The organism is Kitasatospora sp. NPDC054795, assembly GCF_053611565.1.
Window position 1 is genome coordinate 20429 of the sequence record NZ_JBSHAP010000089.1, and the last position, 19164, is coordinate 39592.

At 72.9% G+C, this 19164-nt stretch carries 21 protein-coding genes; 11 read left to right on the forward strand and 10 right to left on the reverse strand.

Annotated elements, in window-relative coordinates:
• Positions 1-32: 32 nt before the first annotated feature.
• Entirely contained in the window at positions 33-794 is a 762-nt protein-coding gene (locus tag ACWGJO_RS28005) for an SDR family oxidoreductase (protein ID WP_452187910.1), read from the reverse strand.
• 106 nt (positions 795-900) lie between these two features.
• On the opposite strand from ACWGJO_RS28005, the gene ACWGJO_RS28010 reads away from it, so the two are divergent.
• Both ACWGJO_RS28010 and trxA read left to right on the forward strand, forming a co-directional pair.
• Positions 901-1308 carry a MerR family transcriptional regulator gene (locus ACWGJO_RS28010; RefSeq protein WP_452187938.1) on the forward strand — a complete coding sequence of 136 codons (408 nt, stop codon included), beginning with the start codon at positions 901-903 and terminating at the stop codon, positions 1306-1308.
• Positions 1309-1311: 3 nt separating this feature from the next.
• Positions 1312-1641 (forward strand): thioredoxin, encoded by a 330-nt coding sequence (gene trxA / locus ACWGJO_RS28015; RefSeq protein ID WP_452187912.1) that lies wholly within the window; start codon positions 1312-1314, stop codon positions 1639-1641.
• Positions 1642-1669: 28 nt separating this feature from the next.
• Here the strand turns inward: trxA and ACWGJO_RS28020 are convergent, their stop codons facing one another.
• Both ACWGJO_RS28020 and ACWGJO_RS28025 read right to left on the reverse strand, forming a co-directional pair.
• Positions 1670-2467 carry an SURF1 family cytochrome oxidase biogenesis protein gene (locus ACWGJO_RS28020; protein ID WP_452187914.1) on the reverse strand — a complete coding sequence of 266 codons (798 nt, stop codon included), beginning with the start codon at positions 2465-2467 and terminating at the stop codon, positions 1670-1672.
• 31 nt (positions 2468-2498) lie between these two features.
• Positions 2499-3494, reverse strand: a complete 996-nt coding sequence (locus ACWGJO_RS28025) for a DEDDh family exonuclease (RefSeq protein ID WP_452187916.1) — start codon at positions 3492-3494, stop codon at positions 2499-2501.
• Positions 3495-3619: 125 nt separating this feature from the next.
• Between ACWGJO_RS28025 and ACWGJO_RS28030 the strand changes: the two genes are divergently transcribed.
• The 4 genes from ACWGJO_RS28030 to moaA all read left to right on the forward strand — a co-directional run bounded on the left by ACWGJO_RS28030 (position 3620) and on the right by moaA (position 8010).
• Positions 3620-4663, forward strand: a complete 1044-nt coding sequence (locus tag ACWGJO_RS28030) for a zinc-dependent alcohol dehydrogenase family protein (RefSeq protein WP_452187918.1) — start codon at positions 3620-3622, stop codon at positions 4661-4663.
• Between the two features lie 321 nt (positions 4664-4984).
• The gene (locus ACWGJO_RS28035; RefSeq protein ID WP_380546997.1) at positions 4985-5341 is read left to right on the forward strand and encodes a DUF485 domain-containing protein; all 357 of its coding nucleotides are present in this window, start codon (positions 4985-4987) and stop codon (positions 5339-5341) included.
• Positions 5338-6945 (forward strand): solute symporter family protein, encoded by a 1608-nt coding sequence (locus tag ACWGJO_RS28040; RefSeq protein WP_387685859.1) that lies wholly within the window; start codon positions 5338-5340, stop codon positions 6943-6945. Before ACWGJO_RS28035 ends, ACWGJO_RS28040 begins: the two co-directional genes overlap by 4 nt.
• A 75-nt stretch (positions 6946-7020) precedes the next feature.
• Positions 7021-8010: a GTP 3',8-cyclase MoaA gene (gene moaA / locus ACWGJO_RS28045; RefSeq protein ID WP_452187921.1), complete on the forward strand. Its 990-nt coding sequence runs from the start codon at positions 7021-7023 to the stop codon at positions 8008-8010.
• A gap of 60 nt (positions 8011-8070) precedes the next feature.
• Here moaA and ACWGJO_RS28050 read toward each other — a convergent pair whose 3' ends face one another.
• The 6 genes from ACWGJO_RS28050 to ACWGJO_RS28075 all read right to left on the reverse strand — a co-directional run bounded on the left by ACWGJO_RS28050 (position 8071) and on the right by ACWGJO_RS28075 (position 14093).
• Entirely contained in the window at positions 8071-8310 is a 240-nt protein-coding gene (locus ACWGJO_RS28050) for a hypothetical protein (protein ID WP_452187923.1), read from the reverse strand.
• A 265-nt stretch (positions 8311-8575) separates the two neighbouring features.
• Positions 8576-8959, reverse strand: a complete 384-nt coding sequence (locus ACWGJO_RS28055) for a DUF3099 domain-containing protein (protein ID WP_452187925.1) — start codon at positions 8957-8959, stop codon at positions 8576-8578.
• 186 nt (positions 8960-9145) lie between these two features.
• A complete protein-coding gene (locus ACWGJO_RS28060; RefSeq protein ID WP_452187939.1) occupies positions 9146-9694 on the reverse strand; it encodes an RNA 2'-phosphotransferase in 549 nt (182 codons plus the stop codon).
• A gap of 31 nt (positions 9695-9725) precedes the next feature.
• Positions 9726-11123 carry a metallopeptidase TldD-related protein gene (locus tag ACWGJO_RS28065; protein WP_452187927.1) on the reverse strand — a complete coding sequence of 466 codons (1398 nt, stop codon included), beginning with the start codon at positions 11121-11123 and terminating at the stop codon, positions 9726-9728.
• Positions 11123-12733, reverse strand: a complete 1611-nt coding sequence (locus tag ACWGJO_RS28070; RefSeq protein WP_452187941.1) for a TldD/PmbA family protein — start codon at positions 12731-12733, stop codon at positions 11123-11125. Before ACWGJO_RS28070 ends, ACWGJO_RS28065 begins: the two co-directional genes overlap by 1 nt.
• A 214-nt stretch (positions 12734-12947) precedes the next feature.
• Complete coding sequence (locus ACWGJO_RS28075; RefSeq protein WP_452187928.1) at positions 12948-14093, reverse strand: MBL fold metallo-hydrolase; 1146 nt, start codon at positions 14091-14093, stop codon at positions 12948-12950.
• A 312-nt stretch (positions 14094-14405) separates the two neighbouring features.
• Here ACWGJO_RS28075 and fabG point away from each other — a divergent pair, with 312 nt between their 5' ends.
• Together fabG and fabI are read left to right on the forward strand one after the other, a co-directional pair.
• Positions 14406-15125 (forward strand): 3-oxoacyl-[acyl-carrier-protein] reductase, encoded by a 720-nt coding sequence (fabG, locus tag ACWGJO_RS28080; protein WP_359911485.1) that lies wholly within the window; start codon positions 14406-14408, stop codon positions 15123-15125.
• 2 nt (positions 15126-15127) lie between these two features.
• Positions 15128-15895, forward strand: coding sequence for an enoyl-ACP reductase FabI (fabI, locus tag ACWGJO_RS28085; protein WP_452187930.1), 768 nt, complete (start codon positions 15128-15130; stop codon positions 15893-15895).
• Between the two features lie 195 nt (positions 15896-16090).
• Here fabI and ACWGJO_RS28090 read toward each other — a convergent pair whose 3' ends face one another.
• Positions 16091-16768, reverse strand: a complete 678-nt coding sequence (locus ACWGJO_RS28090; protein WP_452187932.1) for a FadR/GntR family transcriptional regulator — start codon at positions 16766-16768, stop codon at positions 16091-16093.
• Positions 16769-16894: 126 nt separating this feature from the next.
• On the opposite strand from ACWGJO_RS28090, the gene ACWGJO_RS28095 reads away from it, so the two are divergent.
• The 3 genes from ACWGJO_RS28095 (at position 16895) to ACWGJO_RS28105 (ending at position 19137) form a co-directional block, all read left to right on the forward strand.
• Positions 16895-18184: a CynX/NimT family MFS transporter gene (locus ACWGJO_RS28095; RefSeq protein WP_452187934.1), complete on the forward strand. Its 1290-nt coding sequence runs from the start codon at positions 16895-16897 to the stop codon at positions 18182-18184.
• Positions 18185-18347: 163 nt separating this feature from the next.
• The gene (locus ACWGJO_RS28100; RefSeq protein ID WP_359911473.1) at positions 18348-18470 is read left to right on the forward strand and encodes an SGM_5486 family transporter-associated protein; all 123 of its coding nucleotides are present in this window, start codon (positions 18348-18350) and stop codon (positions 18468-18470) included.
• A 139-nt stretch (positions 18471-18609) separates the two neighbouring features.
• A complete protein-coding gene (locus tag ACWGJO_RS28105) occupies positions 18610-19137 on the forward strand; it encodes a SixA phosphatase family protein (protein ID WP_359911470.1) in 528 nt (175 codons plus the stop codon).
• Positions 19138-19164: the final 27 nt, after the last annotated feature.

Consider the following 19164-nt stretch of genomic DNA (forward strand, 5'->3'; position numbering starts at 1 on the left):
CGGGGTCGAGCAATCGAGAGTGGAGGCGGGAGTCAGAGGGTGCGGAGTGCGCCGCCGTCGACGGGGACCATGACGCCGGTCAGGTAGGAGGCGGCGGGGGAGAGCAGGAACGCGGCGACCTTGCCGAACTCCTCGGGGGTGCCGTAGCGGCCCAGCGGGATGGCGGCGCTGGCCTGGGCGCGGGCGGCGTCGGGGTCGGCGGCGAGGCCGTCGAGCTCGCGGACCCGGTCGGTGTCGATCCGGGCCGGGAGCAGACCGAGCACGCGGATGCCGCGGGGGCCCAGCTCGTCGGCGAGGGCCTTGGCGGCCATGGCGAGACCCGGACGCAGGCCGTTGGAGATGCCCAGACCGGGAATCGGCTGGCGGACCGAGCTGGAGAGCACGAAGGCGATCACACCGCCGTCGGTGAGCGCGGCGGCGGTGGCGCGGGCGAGCCGGAGGGCACCGAGGAAGACGGACTCGAAGGCGTCGCGCCACGCGTCCTCGGGGGTGGTCTCGACGGGGCCGGCCTGGGGGCCGCCGACGCTGATCAGGATGCCGTCGAGACGACCGAAGTGGCGCCGGGCCTCGGCGATGAGGCGCTCGGGGGTGTCGGGGGAGGCGTTGTCGGCGACGAGGCCCCGGGCGGTTCCGAGAGTCTCGAGTTCGGCGACGGCGTTGTCGACGGCTTGCCGGGTGCGGCCGCTGATGAGCACGCGGGCGCCGTCGGCGGCGAGTTCGCGGGCGCCGGCGAGGCCGAGGCCTCGGGTGGCGCCGGTGACGATGTAGGCCTTGTCTTTCAGTCCGAGATCCATGGGGGACATCTTGCCCGGTCGGGAAGCGGGGGCGGCTCGGGGCTGGCGTTGACGCCGAGGGGAAGGTTTACGGTCGTTGCCGGAAGTCCGGGAGGAGTGGTTCGGCGTGCGGATCGGGGAGTTGGCGGAGCGGGCGGGGACGACCACGCGGACGTTGCGGTACTACGAGCAGTTGGGGTTGTTGCCGGCCCGGCGGGCGGGCAACGGGTACCGGGCGTACGACGAGGGGGATCTGCGGCTGCTGCGGGAGATCCGGATGTTGCAGGACTTCGGGTTCGGGCTGGAGGAGACCAGGCCGTTCGTGGAGTGCCTGCGGGCGGGGCACCCGGAGGGGGACTCCTGTCCGGCCTCTCTGGAGGTGTACCGGCGGAAGTTGGGGGAGCTGGACGAGTGCATCGCCCGGCTCCAGGACGTGCGGGCCCAGGTGGCGGGGCAGTTCGATCGGGCCGTGAGGGCGCGGGACGAGCTGGCCGCCGTTCAGGAGCCGCCTGTTTGCGAACTGGTGAAGGAGTAGACGGTGGAGATCACGGGTGTGCCGGCGGTGACGGACGAGACGTTCGCCGCTGAGGTGCTGGAGGCCGAGGGGCCGGTGCTGGTGGACTTCACGGCGGACTGGTGCCCGCCGTGCCGGATGATGGCGCCGGTGCTGGCGGACATCGCGCGGGAGGAGGGGCACCGGCTGCGGGTGGTGAGCGTGGACGTGGACCACAATCCGCGGACGCAGGCGGCGTACGGGGTGCTGTCGATGCCGACGCTGATGGTGTTCCGGGGCGGGCAGCCGGTGCGGTCGGTGGTGGGAGCGCGGGCGAAGGCGCGGCTGCTGCGGGAGCTGGACGAGGTGCTCTAGGCGGCGTGCTCCAGCCGGGCGACGCGCTCTAGGCGGGGACGGCGTCGAGCGGGACCTCGGCTTCGGCGGCCTGCTTGGCGCGGTCCTTGGCCTCGCGGCGGGCGAGGACCCAGACGCCGACCGGGATCATCGCGGTGAACAGCCACCACTGGATGGCGTAGGCCATGTGCGGGCCGATGTCGGAGTGGTTGGGCTCGGGGATCAGCTGGGGCTGGTCGGCCGGGGCGGGGGTGGTGCCGGTGAGTTCGAGGTAGCCGCCGAGGAGCGGGGCGCCGGTCCGCCTGGCCTGCTCGTCGGTGTTGATCAGGTTGAACTGGCGGTCGGGCAGGCCGGTGCGGTCCTTGATGCCGCTGGCGCCGTACGTCTCCTCGGCGCGCAGGCGGCCGGTGAGGGAGACCTCGCCGGTGGGGGCGGCCGGGACGGGCGGGTACTCGGTGGCGCCGTCGCCGGAGGCGACCCAGCCGCGGTTGACCAGGACGGTGCCCTTGCCGTCGGCGAGCCGGAACGGGGTCACCACGAAGTAGCCGATGCTGCCGTTGGAGTCGGTCCGCTTGCGGACCACGAACTCGTGTGCCGGGTCGTACTGTCCGGTGGCGGTCGCCGCGCGCCAGGTGAGGTCCTTGGGGACCGCGAAGCCGGGGGCCGGCGACAGGGTGTCGAAGGGGACCGGCGCGGCGGTGAGGGCCTGGCCGATCAGCTCGTTCCGGGCCACCCGTGCCTCGTGGCGGTGCAGCTGCCAGAAGCCCAGCTTGATCGTCGCGGGGATCAGCAGCAGCGCGACCAGCATGGTGATCAGCCACTGTCGGGTCAGCAGAAAACGGTACACATGGGAACGGTACGCCGACCTCACAAACGGCTCACGCACCGGGGTGCGGGGCGACCTCGCGCAGCAGCTGGAGGAAGGCGTCCTCGCCGACGACGGGGGTGCCGAGCTCGCGGGCCCGGCGGGCCTTGCCACTCCAGCTGTCCGGCTCGTTGGTGACCAGCAGGCTGGTGAGGCGGCTCACCGAGGTGGCGATGTGCAGGCCGGCCTCGACCGCGCGGTCCTCCAGGACCTCGCGGTCGGTGGCGGTGTCGCCGGTGACGGCCACCCGCATGCCCTGCACCAGGGGCTTGCCGTCCTCCCAGCGCCCCGGGTTGGGGTACGGGCAGGGCGGGCGCTTCTTGGCCTGGCGGTACGTGGCGCCGGTCCAGGTGCTGCGGCCCGGGGCGGCCGGCTCCTCCTCGCCGAGGTCGGTGACCGCGACGCAGTTCTGGAGCGGCAGCGGCACGCCGCCGTCGCGGGCGAGGCGCAGGCTGGGGCGGAAGGCCTCGGCGAGCACCCGGGCGTCGTCCAGGGCGTTGTGGGCGTGGCGCTGCTGGACGCCGAAGTGGGCGGCGAGCGAGGACAGCTTGCCGTTGGGCAGCGGCAGGCGCAGGTCGCGGGAGAGGACCATGGTGCACAGCCGCTGCTCGACCGGGGCGCGCAGGCCGGCCCGGGAGAACTCGCGGGAGATCATGTTCCAGTCGAAGAGCGCGTTGTGCGCGACCAGGACGCGGTCCTGCAGGCGGGTGGCGAACTCGTCGGCGATCTGCGGGAAGGTCGGGGCGGTGGCGAGCAGCTCGGCGGTGAGGCCGTGGATCCAGACCGGGCCCGGGTCCCGCTGGGGGTTGACCAGGGTGTACCAGTGGTCGACGACGTCGCCGTCCGCGTCCAGCTGGTAGACGCCCGCCGAGATGACGCGGTCCGAGCGGCCGAGACCGGTGGTCTCGACGTCGACGACCGCGAAGCCCCCGGTGGGGACGGCGGAGCGCTGCGCGGGGACCGGCGCGGTCCGCGGCACTCCGTAGGTCTCGGGCTGGATCGGTTGCATGGTCCAACAGGATAAGGGGCGGGGCGGGGGGCTCCGGCCGGAATGTTGCGACCGACCGGCCGGAATAGAGTGGTCGACGGGGGTGTCGTACACCTGGTCGAGATCTTTCAGCTAAGGAACAGCGCATGCGTGCCACCGTGATTCACGGCCCCAACGACATCCGGATCGAAGAGGTCCCGGACCCGGTGATCCAGCATCCGACGGACGTGGTGCTCCGGGTGGTGAACGCCTGCATCTGCGGCAGCGACCTGTGGGCCTACCGCGGCGTGGCGCAGCGGGTGGCCGGGCAGCGGATCGGGCACGAGTTCCTGGGCGTGGTCGAGGAGGTCGGCGCCGAGGTGCGCGGCTTCGCCAGGGGCGACCTGGTGGTGGCGCCGTTCGTCTGGTCGGACGGGATGTGTGACTTCTGTCTCGAAGGGCTGCAGACCTCCTGTCCGCACGGCGGGTTCTGGGGGCAGGTCGGTTCGGACGGCGGCCAGGGCGAGGCGGTGCGGGTGCCGTTCGCGGACGGGACGCTGGTGAAGCTGCCGAAGGAGGCGGCGGGTGACGAGAAGCTGCTGCCCGGGCTGCTGGCGCTGTCCGACGTGATGTCGACCGGGCACCACGCGGCGGTCTCCGCGCGGGTGCGGCCGGGTGCGACGGTCGCGGTGGTCGGCGACGGCGCGGTGGGCCTGTGCGGGGTGCTGGCGGCGCACCGGCTGGGCGCGGGCCGGATCATCGCGCTGGGCCGGCACGCGGCCCGTACCGAGCTGGCCCGTCGCTTCGGTGCGACGGACGTGGTGGCGGAGCGCGGCGAGGCCGCGGTCGAGGCGGTGAAGGAACTGACCGGCGGCCAGGGCGCGCACGCGGTGCTGGAGGCGGTCGGTACCGAGGAGTCGATGCGGACGGCCATCTCGATCACCCGGGACGGCGGCGCGGTGGGCTACGTCGGGGTGCCGCACGGCGGCAGCGCGGGCGTCGACATCGGTCAGATGTTCGGCCGAAACGTCTCGCTGAACGGCGGCGTCGCCCCGGCCCGCGCGTACATCCCCGAGCTGCTGCCGGACGTGCTCTCGGGCGCCATCGAGCCGGGCCTGGTCTTCGACCGCACCGTCGGCCTGGACGGCGTTCCGGACGGCTACCGCGCGATGGACGACCGCTCGGCCCTGAAGGTGCGGATCGCGTTCTGAGGCCTCGGCCTCCCGGCACCCGGCCCGTGCCGCCCCTTCGGGGTGCGGCACGGGCCGGTGTCGTTTCCCGGTGTCGTTCCCGGGGGAGGGCGCGGGCGGCGGCCGGGGGTCGGGGGTCGGTCCGGTGCGGCGAAGTCGCTGAGATGGACTGCTTTTCGGCCAATCGGATGGTGCGAGGGGGTGAACGCTCGACTGATCGCGGTCAACCCCTTCCGGGGCGGGCAGGACGCTCCTAGCATTGCGCGGCGCCAGACGTGTGACGCCCCTCACGTTCGACCGTTCCCCCGTGTGACAAATACGCCGAAGGAGTGAGGAGACAGCGTGGATTCGCCGCCGCTCACCACCGCCGCCGCGGAAGCCCAACTCATCGACGACAGCGAGGAGTTCCGAACCCTGCGGCGCTCGTTCCGGAGCTTCGCCTTCCCGGTCACCATCGGTTTCGTGCTCTGGTACCTGCTCTACGTCCTGCTCTCCTGCTACGCGCCGGGACTGATGCGCACCAAGGTCCTCGGGCACGTCAACGTGGCCCTGGTGCTCGGGCTGCTGCAGTTCGTGACCACCTTCGCGATCGCCGCCTGGTACGCGCGCTACGCGGACCGGCGGATCGACCCGTCCGCCGCGGCGATCCGCGAGGCGCACGGCGCCGTCGTCCACGCACCCCGGGAGCCCGCCGAATGACTCTGCTCGCCAGCTCCGCCACCGAGCACCGCGGTCTGACGATGGCCCTGTTCGGCGTCTTCGTCCTGGCCACCCTCGGCATCACCGTCTGGGCCGGGCGGCAGACCAGGAGCGCCTCCGACTTCTACGCCGGCGGCCGCGGCTTCACCGGCTTCCAGAACGGCCTGGCCATCTCCGGCGACTACATGTCCGCCGCGTCCTTCCTCGGCATCGCCGGGACCATCGCGCTCACCGGCTACGACGGCTTCCTCTACTCGATCGGCTTCCTGGTCGCCTGGCTGGTCGCGCTGCTGCTGATCGCCGAACCGCTGCGCAACTCCGGTCGCTTCACGATGGCGGACGTCCTCGCGTTCCGGATGCGCCAGCGTCCGGTGCGCACCGCGGCGGGCGTCTCCACCATCGTGGTGTCGATCTTCTACCTGCTCGCCCAGATGGTCGGCGCCGGCACCCTGGTCGCGCTGCTGCTGGGCGCGGAGGGGAACGCCGCCAAGCGCTGGACCATCGTCGGGGTCGGCGCGCTGATGATCATCTATGTGGTGATCGGAGGAATGAAGGGCACCACCTGGGTACAGATCGTCAAGGCCGTGCTGCTGATCGCCGGCGCTGCGCTGATGACCGTCCTGGTACTGGCCAAGTACCACTTCAACCCCTCCGAACTGCTCGGCGCGGCGGCGAGCGCGAGCGGCAAGGGCGAGGCCTTCCTCCAACCAGGGCAGAAGTACGGCAGCGGCACCGCCAAGCTCGACTTCATCAGCCTGGGCATCGCGCTGGTCCTCGGCACCGCCGGCCTGCCGCACATCCTGGTCCGCTTCTACACCGTGCCCACCGCCAAGGCGGCCCGGAAGTCGGTGCTCTGGGCGATCGGCATCATCGGCGTCTTCTACCTGATGACCCTGGCGCTCGGCTTCGGCGCCGCCGCGCTGGTCGGCTCCAAGGCGATCAAGGCGGCGAACGCGGCGGGCAACACCGCGGCGCCCCAGCTGGCCGAGGCGCTCGGCGGAGGCGCCGGGACCACCGGCGGCGCGATCCTGCTCGCGGTGATCTCGGCGGTCGCCTTCGCCACCATCCTGGCCGTGGTCGCCGGGCTCACGCTCGCCTCCTCGGCCTCCTTCGCGCACGACCTCTACGCCAACGTGATCCGGCGCGGGAAGGCGAGCGAGAAGGAGGAGGTGCGCTCGGCGAAGTGGGCCGCGGTCGCGATCGGGGCCGTCGCGATCGTGCTCAGCCTCTTCGCGGACAAGCTCAACACCGCCGCCCTGGTCGCACTGGCCTTCGCGGTCGCCGCCTCGGCGAACCTGCCCACCCTGCTCTACTCGCTGTTCTGGAAGCGCTTCACCACCGTCGGCGCGGTCAGCTCGGTCTACGCCGGACTGATCACCTCGGTGACGCTGGTGGTCTTCTCCCCGGTGGTCTCCGGCGCGAAGACCTCGCTCTTCCCGCACTCCGACTTCCACTGGTTCCCGCTGGAGAACCCCGGCCTGGTCTCCATCCCGGTCGGCTTCCTGGCCGGCTGGCTCGGCACGCTGCTGTCCAGGGAACAGTCCGACCCGGCGAAGTACGCTGAACTGGAGGTGCGCTCGCTGACCGGGCTGGGCGCCCACTGATCGCCCCGCGTGACTATGCTGGCCCGGCCCGCCGTGACGGCGGCCGGGCCGGCCGCATCTCGGGGAAGGACGCACGTGCTGCTCGACACCTTCGGACGACAGGCCGTCGACCTGCGGGTCTCCCTCACGGACCGGTGCAACCTGCGCTGCACCTACTGCATGCCGGAGGAGGGCCTGCAGTGGCTCGCCAAGCCGGACCTGCTCACCGACGAGGAGATCGTGCGGCTCGTCACCGTCGCCGTGCGCGACCTGGGCGTGCGCGAGGTCCGCTTCACCGGCGGCGAGCCGCTGCTGCGCCCCGGGCTGGTCGCCGTCGTCGCCGCCTGCTCGGAGCTGGAACCGCGCCCGGAACTCTCACTGACCACCAACGGCATCGGGCTGGCCCGCACCGCGACGGCGCTGCGCGAAGCCGGCCTCGACCGGATCAACGTCTCGCTGGACACTCTCGACCCCGAGGTCTTCCACACCCTCACCCGCCGCCACCGCCACCAGGACGTGCTGGACGGGCTGGCCGCCGCCGAGGCCGCCGGGCTCGCGCCGGTGAAGCTGAACGCGGTACTGATGCGCGGGGTCAACGACCACGAGGCGGCCGACCTGCTGGCCTGGTGCCTGGAGCGGGGCTACGAGCTGCGCTTCATCGAGCAGATGCCGCTGGACGCCCAGCACGGCTGGGACCGCGCGTCGATGGTCACCGCGACGGAGATCCTCGACCTGCTGCGGGCCCGCTTCGCGCTCACCCCGGAGCCGTCCGAGCGCCGGGGCGCGGCGCCTGCCGAGCGCTGGCTGGTGGACGGCGGCCCCGGCCGGGTGGGCGTGATCGCCTCGGTCACCCGTCCGTTCTGCCGGGCCTGCGACCGCACCCGGCTGACCGCCGACGGCCAGGTGCGCAACTGCCTGTTCGCGACCGGCGAGACCGATCTGCGCACCGCGCTGCGCTCGGGCGCGGACGACGCCGAACTGGCCGCGCTGTGGCGGGCGGCGATGTGGGGCAAGAAGGCCGGGGCCGGCATCGACGACCCGGAGTTCCTCCAGCCCGAGCGGCCGATGTCCGCGATCGGCGGCTAGGCGGCCCCTCGGGGGCCGACCGGTTTCCGGACCGACTCGCCGGAACCCCCGGACGGGTTGCTAGGCAGCCCCGCCGGAACTCTTGACGGCCTCGGGGGCCCAGTCGGCGAAGGCGACGACCTCCTTGAGGAAGCCGCGCACCCCGAGGAACTGGGAGAGGTGCTCGCGGTGCTCGTCGCAGGCGAGCCAGGTCTTGCGGCGGTCCGGGGTGTGCAGCTTGGGGTTGTTCCACACCAGCACCCAGCCGGCGTCCGCCCGGCAGCCCTTGGCGGAGCAGATCGGCGTCTGCGGGGTGTCCATCGGGCCGTCCTCAACGATTGGCGGGTGACGTCTGCACCGCCAGTCTGTCACGCCCGCTCGGGCCGACCGGATCCGGGCATGGCGACGCCGGGCAGCCACGGGGGGAGCCGCCCGGCGTCGGTCCGTCGCTCCGACGGGGGATGCGGAGCGCGTACGCAGTATGTCACGCCACCACCCTCGGATGGGGAGGTCTTGCATGATTAATCTGAGCTTCTTTTGAGCTTTCGACGAGCTGAACGAGGGCGAAGCGGCGTGAAACGGACGGTCAGTCCACGTCCTGTGAAGGATCGGTGGGAGCGGCCTTTGCCTCTCCTGTACCGGCCTTCGCACCAGCCCCACCCGTCCCACCGGGGCCGAGCATCAGCGGGGTGTCGAGCGGGAAGTCGAAGGTGCTCGGCAGCCCCGGGGCCCGCTCCCGGCCCGCGTTGGCGATCAGCACCGCGAAGTACGGCAGCAGGACGGCGCCCGCCAGGGCGGCGAACGCCAGCACCCGCTGGACGTCCCACAGCACCACGGCGAGCAGCACGCAGGCCGTGCGGACCAGCATCGAGATGACGTAGCGGCGCTGGCGTCCCCGGACGTCCTCGGTGAGACTGCTGCGCGCCCCCGTGATCCGGAAGACCTGCCCGTCGTCGGCGCTCTTGCCCATGTGTCCTACCGCCCTCGTCGCGCACCCGCGCGCCTGGCCGCGCGGCCTCCTCACGGTACGCCCGGGCACGGGTGGCGACGAGACCGGGTGGGCCGGACCCACCCGGTCGGGTACGCGAAGGGCCTGTCCGGCGGAGCGGACAGGCCCAACGGTGGCGGGCGCCGGCGCGGGGCGCGGCCCGGCGGGCTACGAGCGCCGGGAGAGGTACTGCGGGGGCACGGCGTCGGTGAGCCAGACACCGTTCTCGCTGAGCCGGAACTTGTGGCCGGCCGCCGTCATCGCCGCCGCGTTCACGGTCAGCACCACCGGACGGCCGTGCCGGGCGCCGACCCCGGTCGCCGTCTCGGTGTCCGCCGAGAGATGGACGTCCTGGCGGGCCATCGGGCGCAGGCCCTCGCGGAAGATCGCCGCCAGGTGCCGGTCGGCGGTGCCGTGGTAGAGCACCGGCGGCGGTACGGCGGCGGCCAGACCGAGGTCGACCGCCACCGTGTGGCCCTGATTGGCGCGGATCGAGAGACCGTCCGGCGAGTAGCCGAAGCGGCGCTTGTTGTTGGTCGCCACGACGTGGTCCAGCTCGGCCCGCGTGAGCGGCCTGCCCCGGGCGGCGAGCGCGTCGAGCAGCTCGTCGACCCTGACCCAGCCGGCCCCGTCCAGCGTGACCCCCACCAGCCCGGGCTCGTGCCGCAGGATGCGCGACAGCATCTTGCTCGATCTGACCATGCGCTTCTCGTCCATCATGTCTCTCGTATCCCCCGTTGGTCAGCGGCTAGGAGGCCCGGCTGACCGAACTCATGTTGAAGTCCGTGACACGCACGGGTGGCATCGCGGTGCGGGTGACGTTGTCGCTCCACTCGCGGGGCAGGCAGCGTTCGGTGCGGCCCACCTCGGTGATCCGGTTCAGCAGGTCCACCGGGGACTCGTTGAACCGGAAGTTGTTGACCTCGCCGACGACCTCGCCGTTCTCCACCAGGTAGACGCCGTCCCGGGTGAGCCCGGTGAGCAGCAGCGTCGCCGGGTCCACCTCGCGGATGTACCAGAGGCAGGTGAGCAGCAGGCCGCGCTCGGTGCGGGCGATCATCTCGTCCAGGGTCGGCGCCGACTCCTGGTCGGCCGTCTCCAGGACGAGGTTGTCGATCGCCGGGCGCAGCGGCAGGCCGGTGAGGGCCGCCGCGTGACGGCTGGTGATCAGGTCGTTCAGCACGCCGTCGCGGATCCACTCGGTGGCGGCGACCGGCTGGCCGTTGTCGAAGACCGAGTAGTCCCCGCCGGTGGAGTGGGTGAGCACGAACGGCGCGGCCTCCAGGTGGGGCTCGTGCGGGTCGGAGCGCAGCGTCAGCGGCAGGCCGCTGAGCTTGTCGCCGATCCGGGTGCCACCGCCGGGCCTGGAGAAGACCGTCCGGCCCTCCTGGGCGTCCCGGCCGCCGGAGGACCAGTTGAGGACGATCAGCAGGTCGGCCACGGCCGAGGGCGGCAGCAGCGCCTCGTACCGCCCGGCCGGCAGGTCCACCTTGCGGGCTCCCCAGCCGAGCCGCCTGGTCAGCTCGGTGTGCAGGGCGGCGACATCGATGTCGGCGAAGTGCCGGGTGGACGCGCCCACCCAGGCGGAGCTGGACAGGTCGGCGGTCTTGGCGTTGATCTCGACCATGCCGGTGGGCTGGTCGTGGCGCAGCCGCAGGCCGGTGGAACTGCCCAGGTAGCTGGAGGTCATCTCGTGCCGGGCGAAGCCGTACAGCAGTTCGCCCTGGGCGGCGGCGCGGGCGAAGGCCTCGCCGAGAGCCGGGCCGAAGGCGTCGAACACCTCGACGGAGGTCAACGCGGGCGGCTCGGTGAAGTCCGGCGAGGACGGCCGGTCGGCGATCAGCGGCTGGGCGTCCTCGGCCGGTCCGGCCGCGCGGGCGGCCTCCTCGGCGGCCCGCACCAGCTCCTCCACCTCCTGCTCGGTGACGGCCTCGCGGGAGACCACGCCGGAGGCGGTGCCCTCGGCGCCGGCCACGGTGGCGATCACGGTGAGGCGGCGGCCGCGGGTGACGCCGTTGGTGGTCAGCGCGTTGCCCGCCCAGCGCAGATTGGCGGTGGACTCCTCGTCGGCGATCACCACGCAGCCGTCGGCGCGGGAGAAGCCGAGCGCCAGCTCGACGAGTTCGTGGGGCTGCTTCGCGGTCATCAGTGACCCGCCTCCTGCTGGGTGTTGAGCACGTTGACGTTGCGGAACAGCGCCGACGGGCAGCCGTGGCTGACCGCCGCGATCTGACCGGGCTGCGCCTTGCCGCAGTTGAAGGCGCCGCCGAGGAAGTAGGTCTGCGGGCCGCCGACCGCCGCCATCGAGCCCCAGAAGTCGGTGGTGGTGGCCTGGTAGGCGAAGTCCTTGACCTGGCCCGCGAGTTCGCCGTTCCTGATGGCGTAGGCGCGCTGCCCGGTGAACTGGAAGTTGTACCTCTGCTGGTCGATCGACCACGAGCGGTCGCCCACGATGTACAGGCCGTTCTCCACCCCGGCGAACAGGCCCTCGGTGTTCGGGCCGTCGGCGGCCGGCTGCAGCGAGACGTTGGCCATCCGCTGCACCGGGACGTGCGCCGGGGAGTCGGCGAAGGCGCAGCCGTTGGAGCGCTCGAAGCCCTTCAGCTGGGCGATGCGGCGGTCGAGCTGGTAGCCGACCAGGATGCCGTCCTTGACGAGGTCCCAGGACTGGGTGGCCACGCCCTCGTCGTCGTAGCCGATGGTGGACAGCCCGTGCTCGGCGGTGCGGTCGCCGGTGACGTGCATCAGCTCGGAGCCGTACTTGAGCGAGCCGAGCTGGTCGAAGGTGGCGAAGGAGGTGCCGGCGTAGGCGGCCTCGTAGCCGAGCGCGCGGTCCAGCTCGGTGGCGTGGCCGATCGACTCGTGGATGGTCAGCCAGAGGTTCGTCGGGTCGATGACCAGGTCGTAGCGGCCCGCCTCGACGCTCGGGGCCCGCATCTTCTCGGCCAGCAGGACGGGCAGTTCGGCGAGCTCGGCGTCCCAGTCCCAGCCGGTGCCGGCTCCGGCGCCGGCGCCGGTGAGGCCGCGCCCGTCGGGGGACGACCCCCGGGCCCCCACGATGAACTCGTAGCCGCGGCCGACCGGCGGGGCCAGGGTCTGCATCGATTCGAAGGCGCCGGTGCGCTCGTCGACCGAGGTGGCCTCCAGGTCGGAGTACACCCGGATCCGCTGCTGGGTGGTGACCGTGCCCGCGGTGTCGGCGTAGAACTTGTTCTCCTGGACGGTCCGCAGGGCCGCCCGGACGTGCGAGACGCCCTCGGCGGCCAGCAGCCGGGAGCTGCGCTCGGCGAGCAGGGCGGTCTTCTCGGCGTCCGGCACCTCGAAGGGGTTGACCTCGTACGCGGAGACCCAGGTGACGTCCCGGTGGACCGGCTCGTCGGCCAGCTCGACCCGCTCGGTGGAGCCGGCCGCCCGGCTGATCCCGCCGGAGAGCCGGGCCACCGCGACGGCCTGCTCGGCGACCCGGGCCGCCGCGTCGGGGGTGAGGTCGACGCCGGCGGCGAAGCCCCAGGCGCCGTCCAGCACCACTCGGACGGCGAAACCGAGCTGCACGCTGTCGGAGGTGCCGGCCGGACGCGCGTCGCGCAGCCGCCAGGAGGCACTGCGGATCCGCTCCAGGCGGAAGTCGGCGTGGCTCGCGCCCAGTTCGCGGGCCCGGGCGAGGGCGGCGTCCGCGAGCGGCCGCAGCGGCAGGGCGAGGAACAGCGGGTCGACGGCGCGCCCGTGCGGGGCGCCGGAGCGATCGGCCGGAGGGATCGGAGGCAATCGTGCTCCCAGGTCGCGGAGGGTGGCGGTGCGGCGCCACAGGGGCGCCCGCACCGCATCATTTCCCGTCCACCGGGTTTCCGGCCAGCGCATTTCCACCGGTGCGCCGCGGTTTCGGCCGGGACGGTCCGGCCGCCGGGGCCCGCCCTCCCGGCGCGCCCGTCCGCCCTCCCGGCGCGTCCTCCCGGCGCGCCCGCGCGAGCCGTCAGCCGACGGTCTCCCACCAGCCGTCCAGCTCCGGAGGGTTGTCGACGTCGACCCGCTCGCCGGGGCGCGGCACGACCAGCGGGACGGCCTGCTCCTTGGCGGCCTTCACCAGTCGCTCGATCGGCTCCGCCCACGGGTGCAGGCCCAGGTTGAAGGTGCACCAGTGGACGGGCACCAGCAGGCCGGCGGCCAGGTCCCGGTGCGCGAGGACGGCGTCCTCGGGGGTCATGTGGATGTCCGCCCAGGCGGCGTCGTAGGCGCCGATCTGGACCAGTGCGGCGTCGAACGGGCCGTGCTGGCCGCCGATCCGGGCGTAGCCCTCGAAGTAGCCGGAGTCGCCGGTGTAGAAGACCTTGCGGTTCGGGCCGGCGACCACCCAGGACCCCCACAGGGTGGTGTTGCGGGTCAGCCCGCGGCCGGAGAAGTGGTGCGCCGCGGTGAGGGTGAGCACCAGGTCGCCCAGGGTGCAGGTCTCGTCCCAGTCCAGTTCGATGATCCGGTGCTCGGGGACGCCCCAGCGGCGCAGGTGGGCACCGATGCCGAGCGGCACCGCGAAGGGCGCGGACTGGCTGCGCACCAGGCGCTTGACCGTCGCCATGTCCAGGTGGTCGTAGTGGTCGTGCGAGATCAGCACCGCGTCGACCTGCGGCAGCTCCTCCAGCTCCACCGGCACCGGGTGCAGCCGCTTGGGGCCGACGTGCGCGGCGGGGGAGCAGCGGTCGCTCCAGATCGGGTCGAGCAGCACCCGGAAGCCCTCGATCTCCACCAGCGCGGAGGCGTGCCCGTACCAGGTGACCTCCACGCCCTCGGCGGCCGGCCCGGGCGGGGAGACGGGGCGGACGGTCGGCACCGGACGGGCGGGGACGCGGCCGGCCCGCTCGAACAGCATCCGGCGGGCGGTGGCGCCGTCGAAGCCGGGAGCGCCGGCCGTGCGGGCGAGGGTGGAGGGCGCGTTGTGGAAGACGCCGTCGCGGTACTGCGGGGAGTTGCGCACCCGTTCCTCGCGCTCGCCGTCCGGCCGTCGCCCGAACGCGGCCGGCAGGTCGCGCAGCGCCCAGGCGGCCGTGCCCAGGCCGGCCGCCAGGGCGGTGAGGGCCAGCAGTCGTCCGCGTCGGTGGGTGCTCCCGGGCCGTGCCATGGTCATCCGCTCTGCCTTCGTCGCTCGCCGGGATGGTCGGGGATCGGTACGGCCGCTCCCGGGCCGGACCGCACCACGGGGGCAACGGGTGCGCCCGTCCGTGTTGTTCCCGTACAGTCGCCCCGATCCGGGCAGCGCCGGGGCCTGGGAGATGTCCGCCGCCGGGACGGTACGAGCGGGCACGGATTGTCGGATTGCGACAGATCCGCCGGGGAGGCGCTGTGGGAGCCCGATGCGCCGCCGCCGCCGACCGCCCGATAGCGTCACACTGCGTACGCATTCCGACGTACGTGCTCACACACGGAGAGAGGTGGATCGTTGAGCCGCTCGGTTCTCGTCACCGGAGGAAACCGGGGCATCGGCCTCGCGATCGCCCAGGCCTTCGCCGAAGCGGGCGACAAGGTGGCCATCACCAGCCGCTCGGGCGAGGTGCCCGAAGCGTTGGCCAAGTACGACGTCCTCGCGGTCCGCTGCGACATCACGGACGCCGCGCAGGTCGACGCCGCCTTCACCGAGATCGAGCAGAAGCACGGCGCGGTCGAGGTGCTGGTCGCCAACGCGGGCATCACCAACGACACCCTGCTGCTGCGCATGTCCGAGGAGGACTTCACCTCCGTCGTCGACACCAACCTGACCGGCACCTTCCGGGTGGTCAAGCGCGCCTCCAAGCTGATGATGCGTGCCCGGAAGGGCCGTGTCGTGCTGATCTCGTCCGTGGTGGGCCTGTCAGGCTCCCCGGGCCAGGCCAACTACGCCGCCTCCAAGGCCGGCCTGGTCGGCTTCGCCCGGTCGCTGGCGCGCGAGCTCGGCCCGCGCAACATCACCGTCAACGTGGTCGCCCCCGGCTTCGTCGACACCGACATGACCGCCGTGCTCAGTGACGAGCGCCGCGCGGAGATCGTCTCGGGCGTGCCGCTGGGCCGCTACGCGGCGCCCGCCGAGGTCGCCTCCACCGTGCGGTTCCTCGGGTCGGACGAGGCCGCGTACATCACTGGAGCCGTCATTCCCGTCGACGGCGGATTGGGCATGGGTCACTGATCATGAGTGGAATCCTCGAAGGCAAGCGGATCCTGATCACCGGTGTGCTGATGGAGTCCTCCATCGCCTTCCACACCGCCAGGCTCGCGCAGGAGCAGGGCGCGGAGATCATCCTCACCGCCTTCCCGCGCCCGAGCCTGACCGAGCGGATCGCCAAGAAGCTGCCGCACCCGGTCAGGGTGCTGGAGCTGGACGTCTCCAACCCGGAGCAGCTGGCCGGCATCGCCGACCAGGTCCGCGAGCACCTGCCGACCCTGGACGGCATCGTCCACTCGATCGGCTTCGCGCCGCAGGACGCGCTGGGCGGCAGCTTCCTGGACACCCCGTGGGAGTCCGTGGCCACCGCCATGCACGTCTCCGCGTACTCGCTGAAGTCGCTGACCACGGCGCTGCTGCCGCTGATGCAGGACGGCGGCTCGGTGGTCGGCCTGACCTTCGACGCGCAGTTCGCCTGGCCGCAGTACGACTGGATGGGCCCGGCCAAGGCCGCCCTGGAGTCGACCAACCGCTACCTGGCGCGCTACCTGGGCGAGCGGGACATCCGCTGCAACCTGATCTCGGCCGGTCCGATCGGCTCGATGGCCGCCAAGTCCATCCCGGGCTTCGGCGACCTGGCCGACACCTGGAACCACCGCTCCCCGCTGAAGTGGGACCTGAGCGACCCGGAGCCGGCCGGCCGCGGCATCGTCGCGCTGCTGTCGGACTGGTTCCCGAAGACCACCGGCGAGATCATCCACGTCGACGGCGGTCTGCACGCCATCGGCGCCTGACGCTCCGCCCGTACGCCGCTGCCCGGCCCTCCCTCGCGGGGGTGCCGGGCAGCGGCGTTTCGTGCTTCGTTCGGCCGGGGTTCTCCGTCCGGCCGGGGTTCTCGGGACGGTGGCTTTCGGGAGGGGCCTCCTGAGCGTGGCCTTCCGGGAGGGGCCTCCTGGGACGGGGCGGCCGGGGTGTCGGGCCGGGGGCGGTCAGGCCTCGGCGGGGGCGCAGCCACCGGGGGCGGCGCGGCCGGCCTCGACGGCGGCGCGCTCGGCGTCACCGGCCCGGATCGCCTCCAGGATGGACTGGTGGCCGATGTAGCGCTCCGCGATCAGCTCGGGGCCGACGTCGTGCCGCAGGAGCTCGCGGGTGGCCTCGCCGAGGTCGGCGTAGACCGCGAGCAGGACGTCGTTGTGGGCGGCGGCCACCACGGCCTGGTGGAAGGCGGCGTCGGCCTGGACGAAGTCCTCGGCGCCGCCGGAGTGCCAGGCAGCCTCCCGGCGGGCCAGCGCGCCGTCCAGCAGCTCCAGGTCGTGCGCGGTGCGACGGCGGGCGGCGAGGGCCGCCGCCGAGGTCTCCAGCGCCGAACGGAGCTCGGCGACCTGGCCCTGGTCGGCGTCGGCGAAGCGGCGGTGCATCACTCCGGCCAGCTCGCTGGTGGCCAGCACGTACGTGCCGGAGCCCTGCCTGATGTCGAGCAGTCCGTTGTGGGCGAGGGCGCGGACGGCCTCGCGGACGGTGTTGCGGGCGACGCCGAGCTGTTCGACCAGGGCGGCCTCGGTGGGGATGCGCGAGCCGACCGGCCACTCCCCGGACGTGATCTGGGCACGCAGCTGTGCGATCACCTGGTCGGACAGCGGGGTGCGCCTCGGCGAGGACAGCGCCACGGGGGACTCCTTGACGGCTACGGCTCGGATGGGGCCTGGGTGGGAAGTGGCCGGACGATGAACGGTCGGCACATCATGCCAATTCCAAGGTGCATCAATTCATCCCATCATTCTATGATGCTGTCCATGCCCGCAGCAGACACCACCGTTTCCGCCCGGACCGAGAGCCGGACACCGACCGCCGAGCGGCCCGCCGCCCCCGGCTCGGCCAAGTACCTGGGCTGGCTGTTCGCCGTCGCGATCGCCGCCGCCGCCTTCAACCTGCGCCCCGTGGTCACCAGCCTCGGGCCGTTGCTCAAGCAGGTCCGCGACGACCTCGGGATGAACCCGACGCTCGCCGGGCTGCTCACCGCCGTCCCGTCGCTGTGCTTCGGGCTGTTCGGCTTCGCCGCGCCCGCGGCGGCCCGTCGGATCGGTCCGATCGCGGTCGTCACGGCGGGCATGGGCGCCATCACGGCGGGCGTGCTGGCCCGCTCGTTCGCCGGGGGCACTGCCGTGTTCCTGCTGCTCACCGCCCTCGCCCTGGCCGGGGTGGCGGTCTCCAACGTGCTGCTGCCGGTGGTGATCAAGCGGTACTTCCCGGACAAGGTCGGGCCGATGATCGGCCTCTACTCGATGGCGCTGTCCGCCGGCACCGCGCTGGCCGCGGCCGTCACCGTGCCGCTGACCAAGTCGCTCGGCGGCGACTGGCGCTACGGCCTGGGTGTCTGGGCCGTCCTGGGAGCGCTCGCCCTGGTGCTCTGGCTGCTGGTGCTGATCGCCAAGCGGGAGCGCGGCGAGCGGGCCGACGGCGCCGCCGCCCCCGTCCGGCTGCCGATCACCCGCAGCCGGACCGCCTGGGCGCTGGCCGGGTACTTCGGCCTCCAGGCCACCGGCGCGTACGTGGTCATGGGCTGGATGTCGCAGATCTTCCAGGACGCCGGCATCGGCGAGGGCACCACCGGGGTGCTGCTCGCGGTCACCATGGTGATCGGCGTGCCGGTCTCCTTCGTGCTGCCCAACCTGGCCGCGCGGCGCGGCGACCAGCGGCTGTTCGTGGTCGTGCTGGCCTGCTGCGGCATCGCCGGGTACGCGGGGCTGGCACTCGCCCCGGCCGGGGGCGCCTGGCTCTGGGCGGTCCTGCTGGGCCTGTCCAACTGCGCCTTCCCGCTGGTGCTGACCATGATCGGACTGCGGGCCCGGTCGGCGGGCGGGGTCGCGCAACTCTCCGCCTTCGCCCAGGGCATCGGCTACCTGGTGTCCATCCCGGGCCCGATCCTGGTCGGCTGGCTCTACGGGGCCACCGGTGAGTGGTACTGGCCGCTGGGCTTCCTGTCGCTGCTGCTGGTGCCGCAGATGCTGTTCGGCCTGCGCGCCGCGCGGGCCCGGCACATCGAGGACGAGGCGGTGCGCCCGGCGGAGCGGGCCGAGGCCTGACAGCTCACACCGAGCGGCCTGACACCGAGCGGCCGGACGCGGCGGTGGGACGCGGCGGTGCGGCCCGGGTCCGGGCCCAGGGCCCGGCGGCGAAGGTCAAGGCCCGGCCAAGGGGGTGGGGCCAGCGGACGGCGGGCGTGTTCGGGATGGGAGAATTCCGGACATGCCCGTTCTCGATCCCAATCCCACCGACGGCCGCAAGCAGCTCGGCCGCATCGCCCTCGCCTTCTCCGCCATCGTGGTGCTGGTGGCGCTCATCGCCACCGTCGCGGCCTCGATCGGCTGACGGACGCCTCTGCGCCCCCGCGCCGGTACTCCACCCGACGCTCCGGTGAACGGAACACGGTGACACTCGTCGTCCCTCGGAGTGGCGGCGTCCGGGAGCATCGCGCCGCCGGGCCGCTTTTCTGCCAAGCTTGCTGGGTATGAGCGCCGACACGCCCCGCAGGATCATCGTTCTCCGCCATGCCAAGGCCGACTGGCCGAACGGCGTGGACGACCACGACCGGCCGCTGGCCGACCGGGGCCGTCACCAGGCCCCGGACGCCGGCCGCTGGCTGGTCGACTCCGGCATCAACCCCGACTACGTGGTCTGCTCCACCGCGCTGCGCACCCGAGAGACCTGGAAGCTGGCGGTGCACGAGCTGCCGCAGCGGCCCCTCAAGACCGTCTACGAGGAACGGGTCTACGAGGCGAGCCCCGGCGAGATCATCGCCGTGCTCCAGGAGACCCCGGAGGAGTACTCGGACGTGGTGCTGGTCGGTCACAACCCGGGTGTGCTGGGTCTGACCCAGGTGCTGGCCGGGGACGCGGGCGACCGGGACGCGCTGGAGCGGCTGCGGCTCGGTGGCTTCCCGACGGCGGCGATCGCGGTGCTCAGCTTCAGCGGCTCCTGGAAGGGTGTCGAGCCGGGCGTGGCCGAGCTGGTCTCGTACCACACGCCGCAGGACTGACCCCGGGAACACAGGTGAGGGGCGCGC

Coding starts and splice junctions, on each gene's coding strand:
- fabI (WP_452187930.1), top strand. CDS start 15,128: ATGAGTGGAATCCTCGAAGGCAAGCGGATCCTGATCACCGGTGTGCTG.
- ACWGJO_RS28025 (WP_452187916.1), bottom strand. CDS start 3,494: ATGCAACCGATCCAGCCCGAGACCTACGGAGTGCCGCGGACCGCGCCG.
- ACWGJO_RS28055 (WP_452187925.1), bottom strand. CDS start 8,959: ATGGGCAAGAGCGCCGACGACGGGCAGGTCTTCCGGATCACGGGGGCG.
- ACWGJO_RS28005 (WP_452187910.1), bottom strand. CDS start 794: ATGGATCTCGGACTGAAAGACAAGGCCTACATCGTCACCGGCGCCACC.
- ACWGJO_RS28050 (WP_452187923.1), bottom strand. CDS start 8,310: ATGGACACCCCGCAGACGCCGATCTGCTCCGCCAAGGGCTGCCGGGCG.
- ACWGJO_RS28030 (WP_452187918.1), top strand. CDS start 3,620: ATGCGTGCCACCGTGATTCACGGCCCCAACGACATCCGGATCGAAGAG.
- ACWGJO_RS28100 (WP_359911473.1), top strand. CDS start 18,348: ATGCCCGTTCTCGATCCCAATCCCACCGACGGCCGCAAGCAGCTCGGC.
- ACWGJO_RS28075 (WP_452187928.1), bottom strand. CDS start 14,093: ATGACCATGGCACGGCCCGGGAGCACCCACCGACGCGGACGACTGCTG.
- ACWGJO_RS28105 (WP_359911470.1), top strand. CDS start 18,610: ATGAGCGCCGACACGCCCCGCAGGATCATCGTTCTCCGCCATGCCAAG.
- ACWGJO_RS28040 (WP_387685859.1), top strand. CDS start 5,338: ATGACTCTGCTCGCCAGCTCCGCCACCGAGCACCGCGGTCTGACGATG.
- ACWGJO_RS28095 (WP_452187934.1), top strand. CDS start 16,895: ATGCCCGCAGCAGACACCACCGTTTCCGCCCGGACCGAGAGCCGGACA.
- ACWGJO_RS28065 (WP_452187927.1), bottom strand. CDS start 11,123: ATGACCGCGAAGCAGCCCCACGAACTCGTCGAGCTGGCGCTCGGCTTC.
- ACWGJO_RS28060 (WP_452187939.1), bottom strand. CDS start 9,694: ATGGACGAGAAGCGCATGGTCAGATCGAGCAAGATGCTGTCGCGCATC.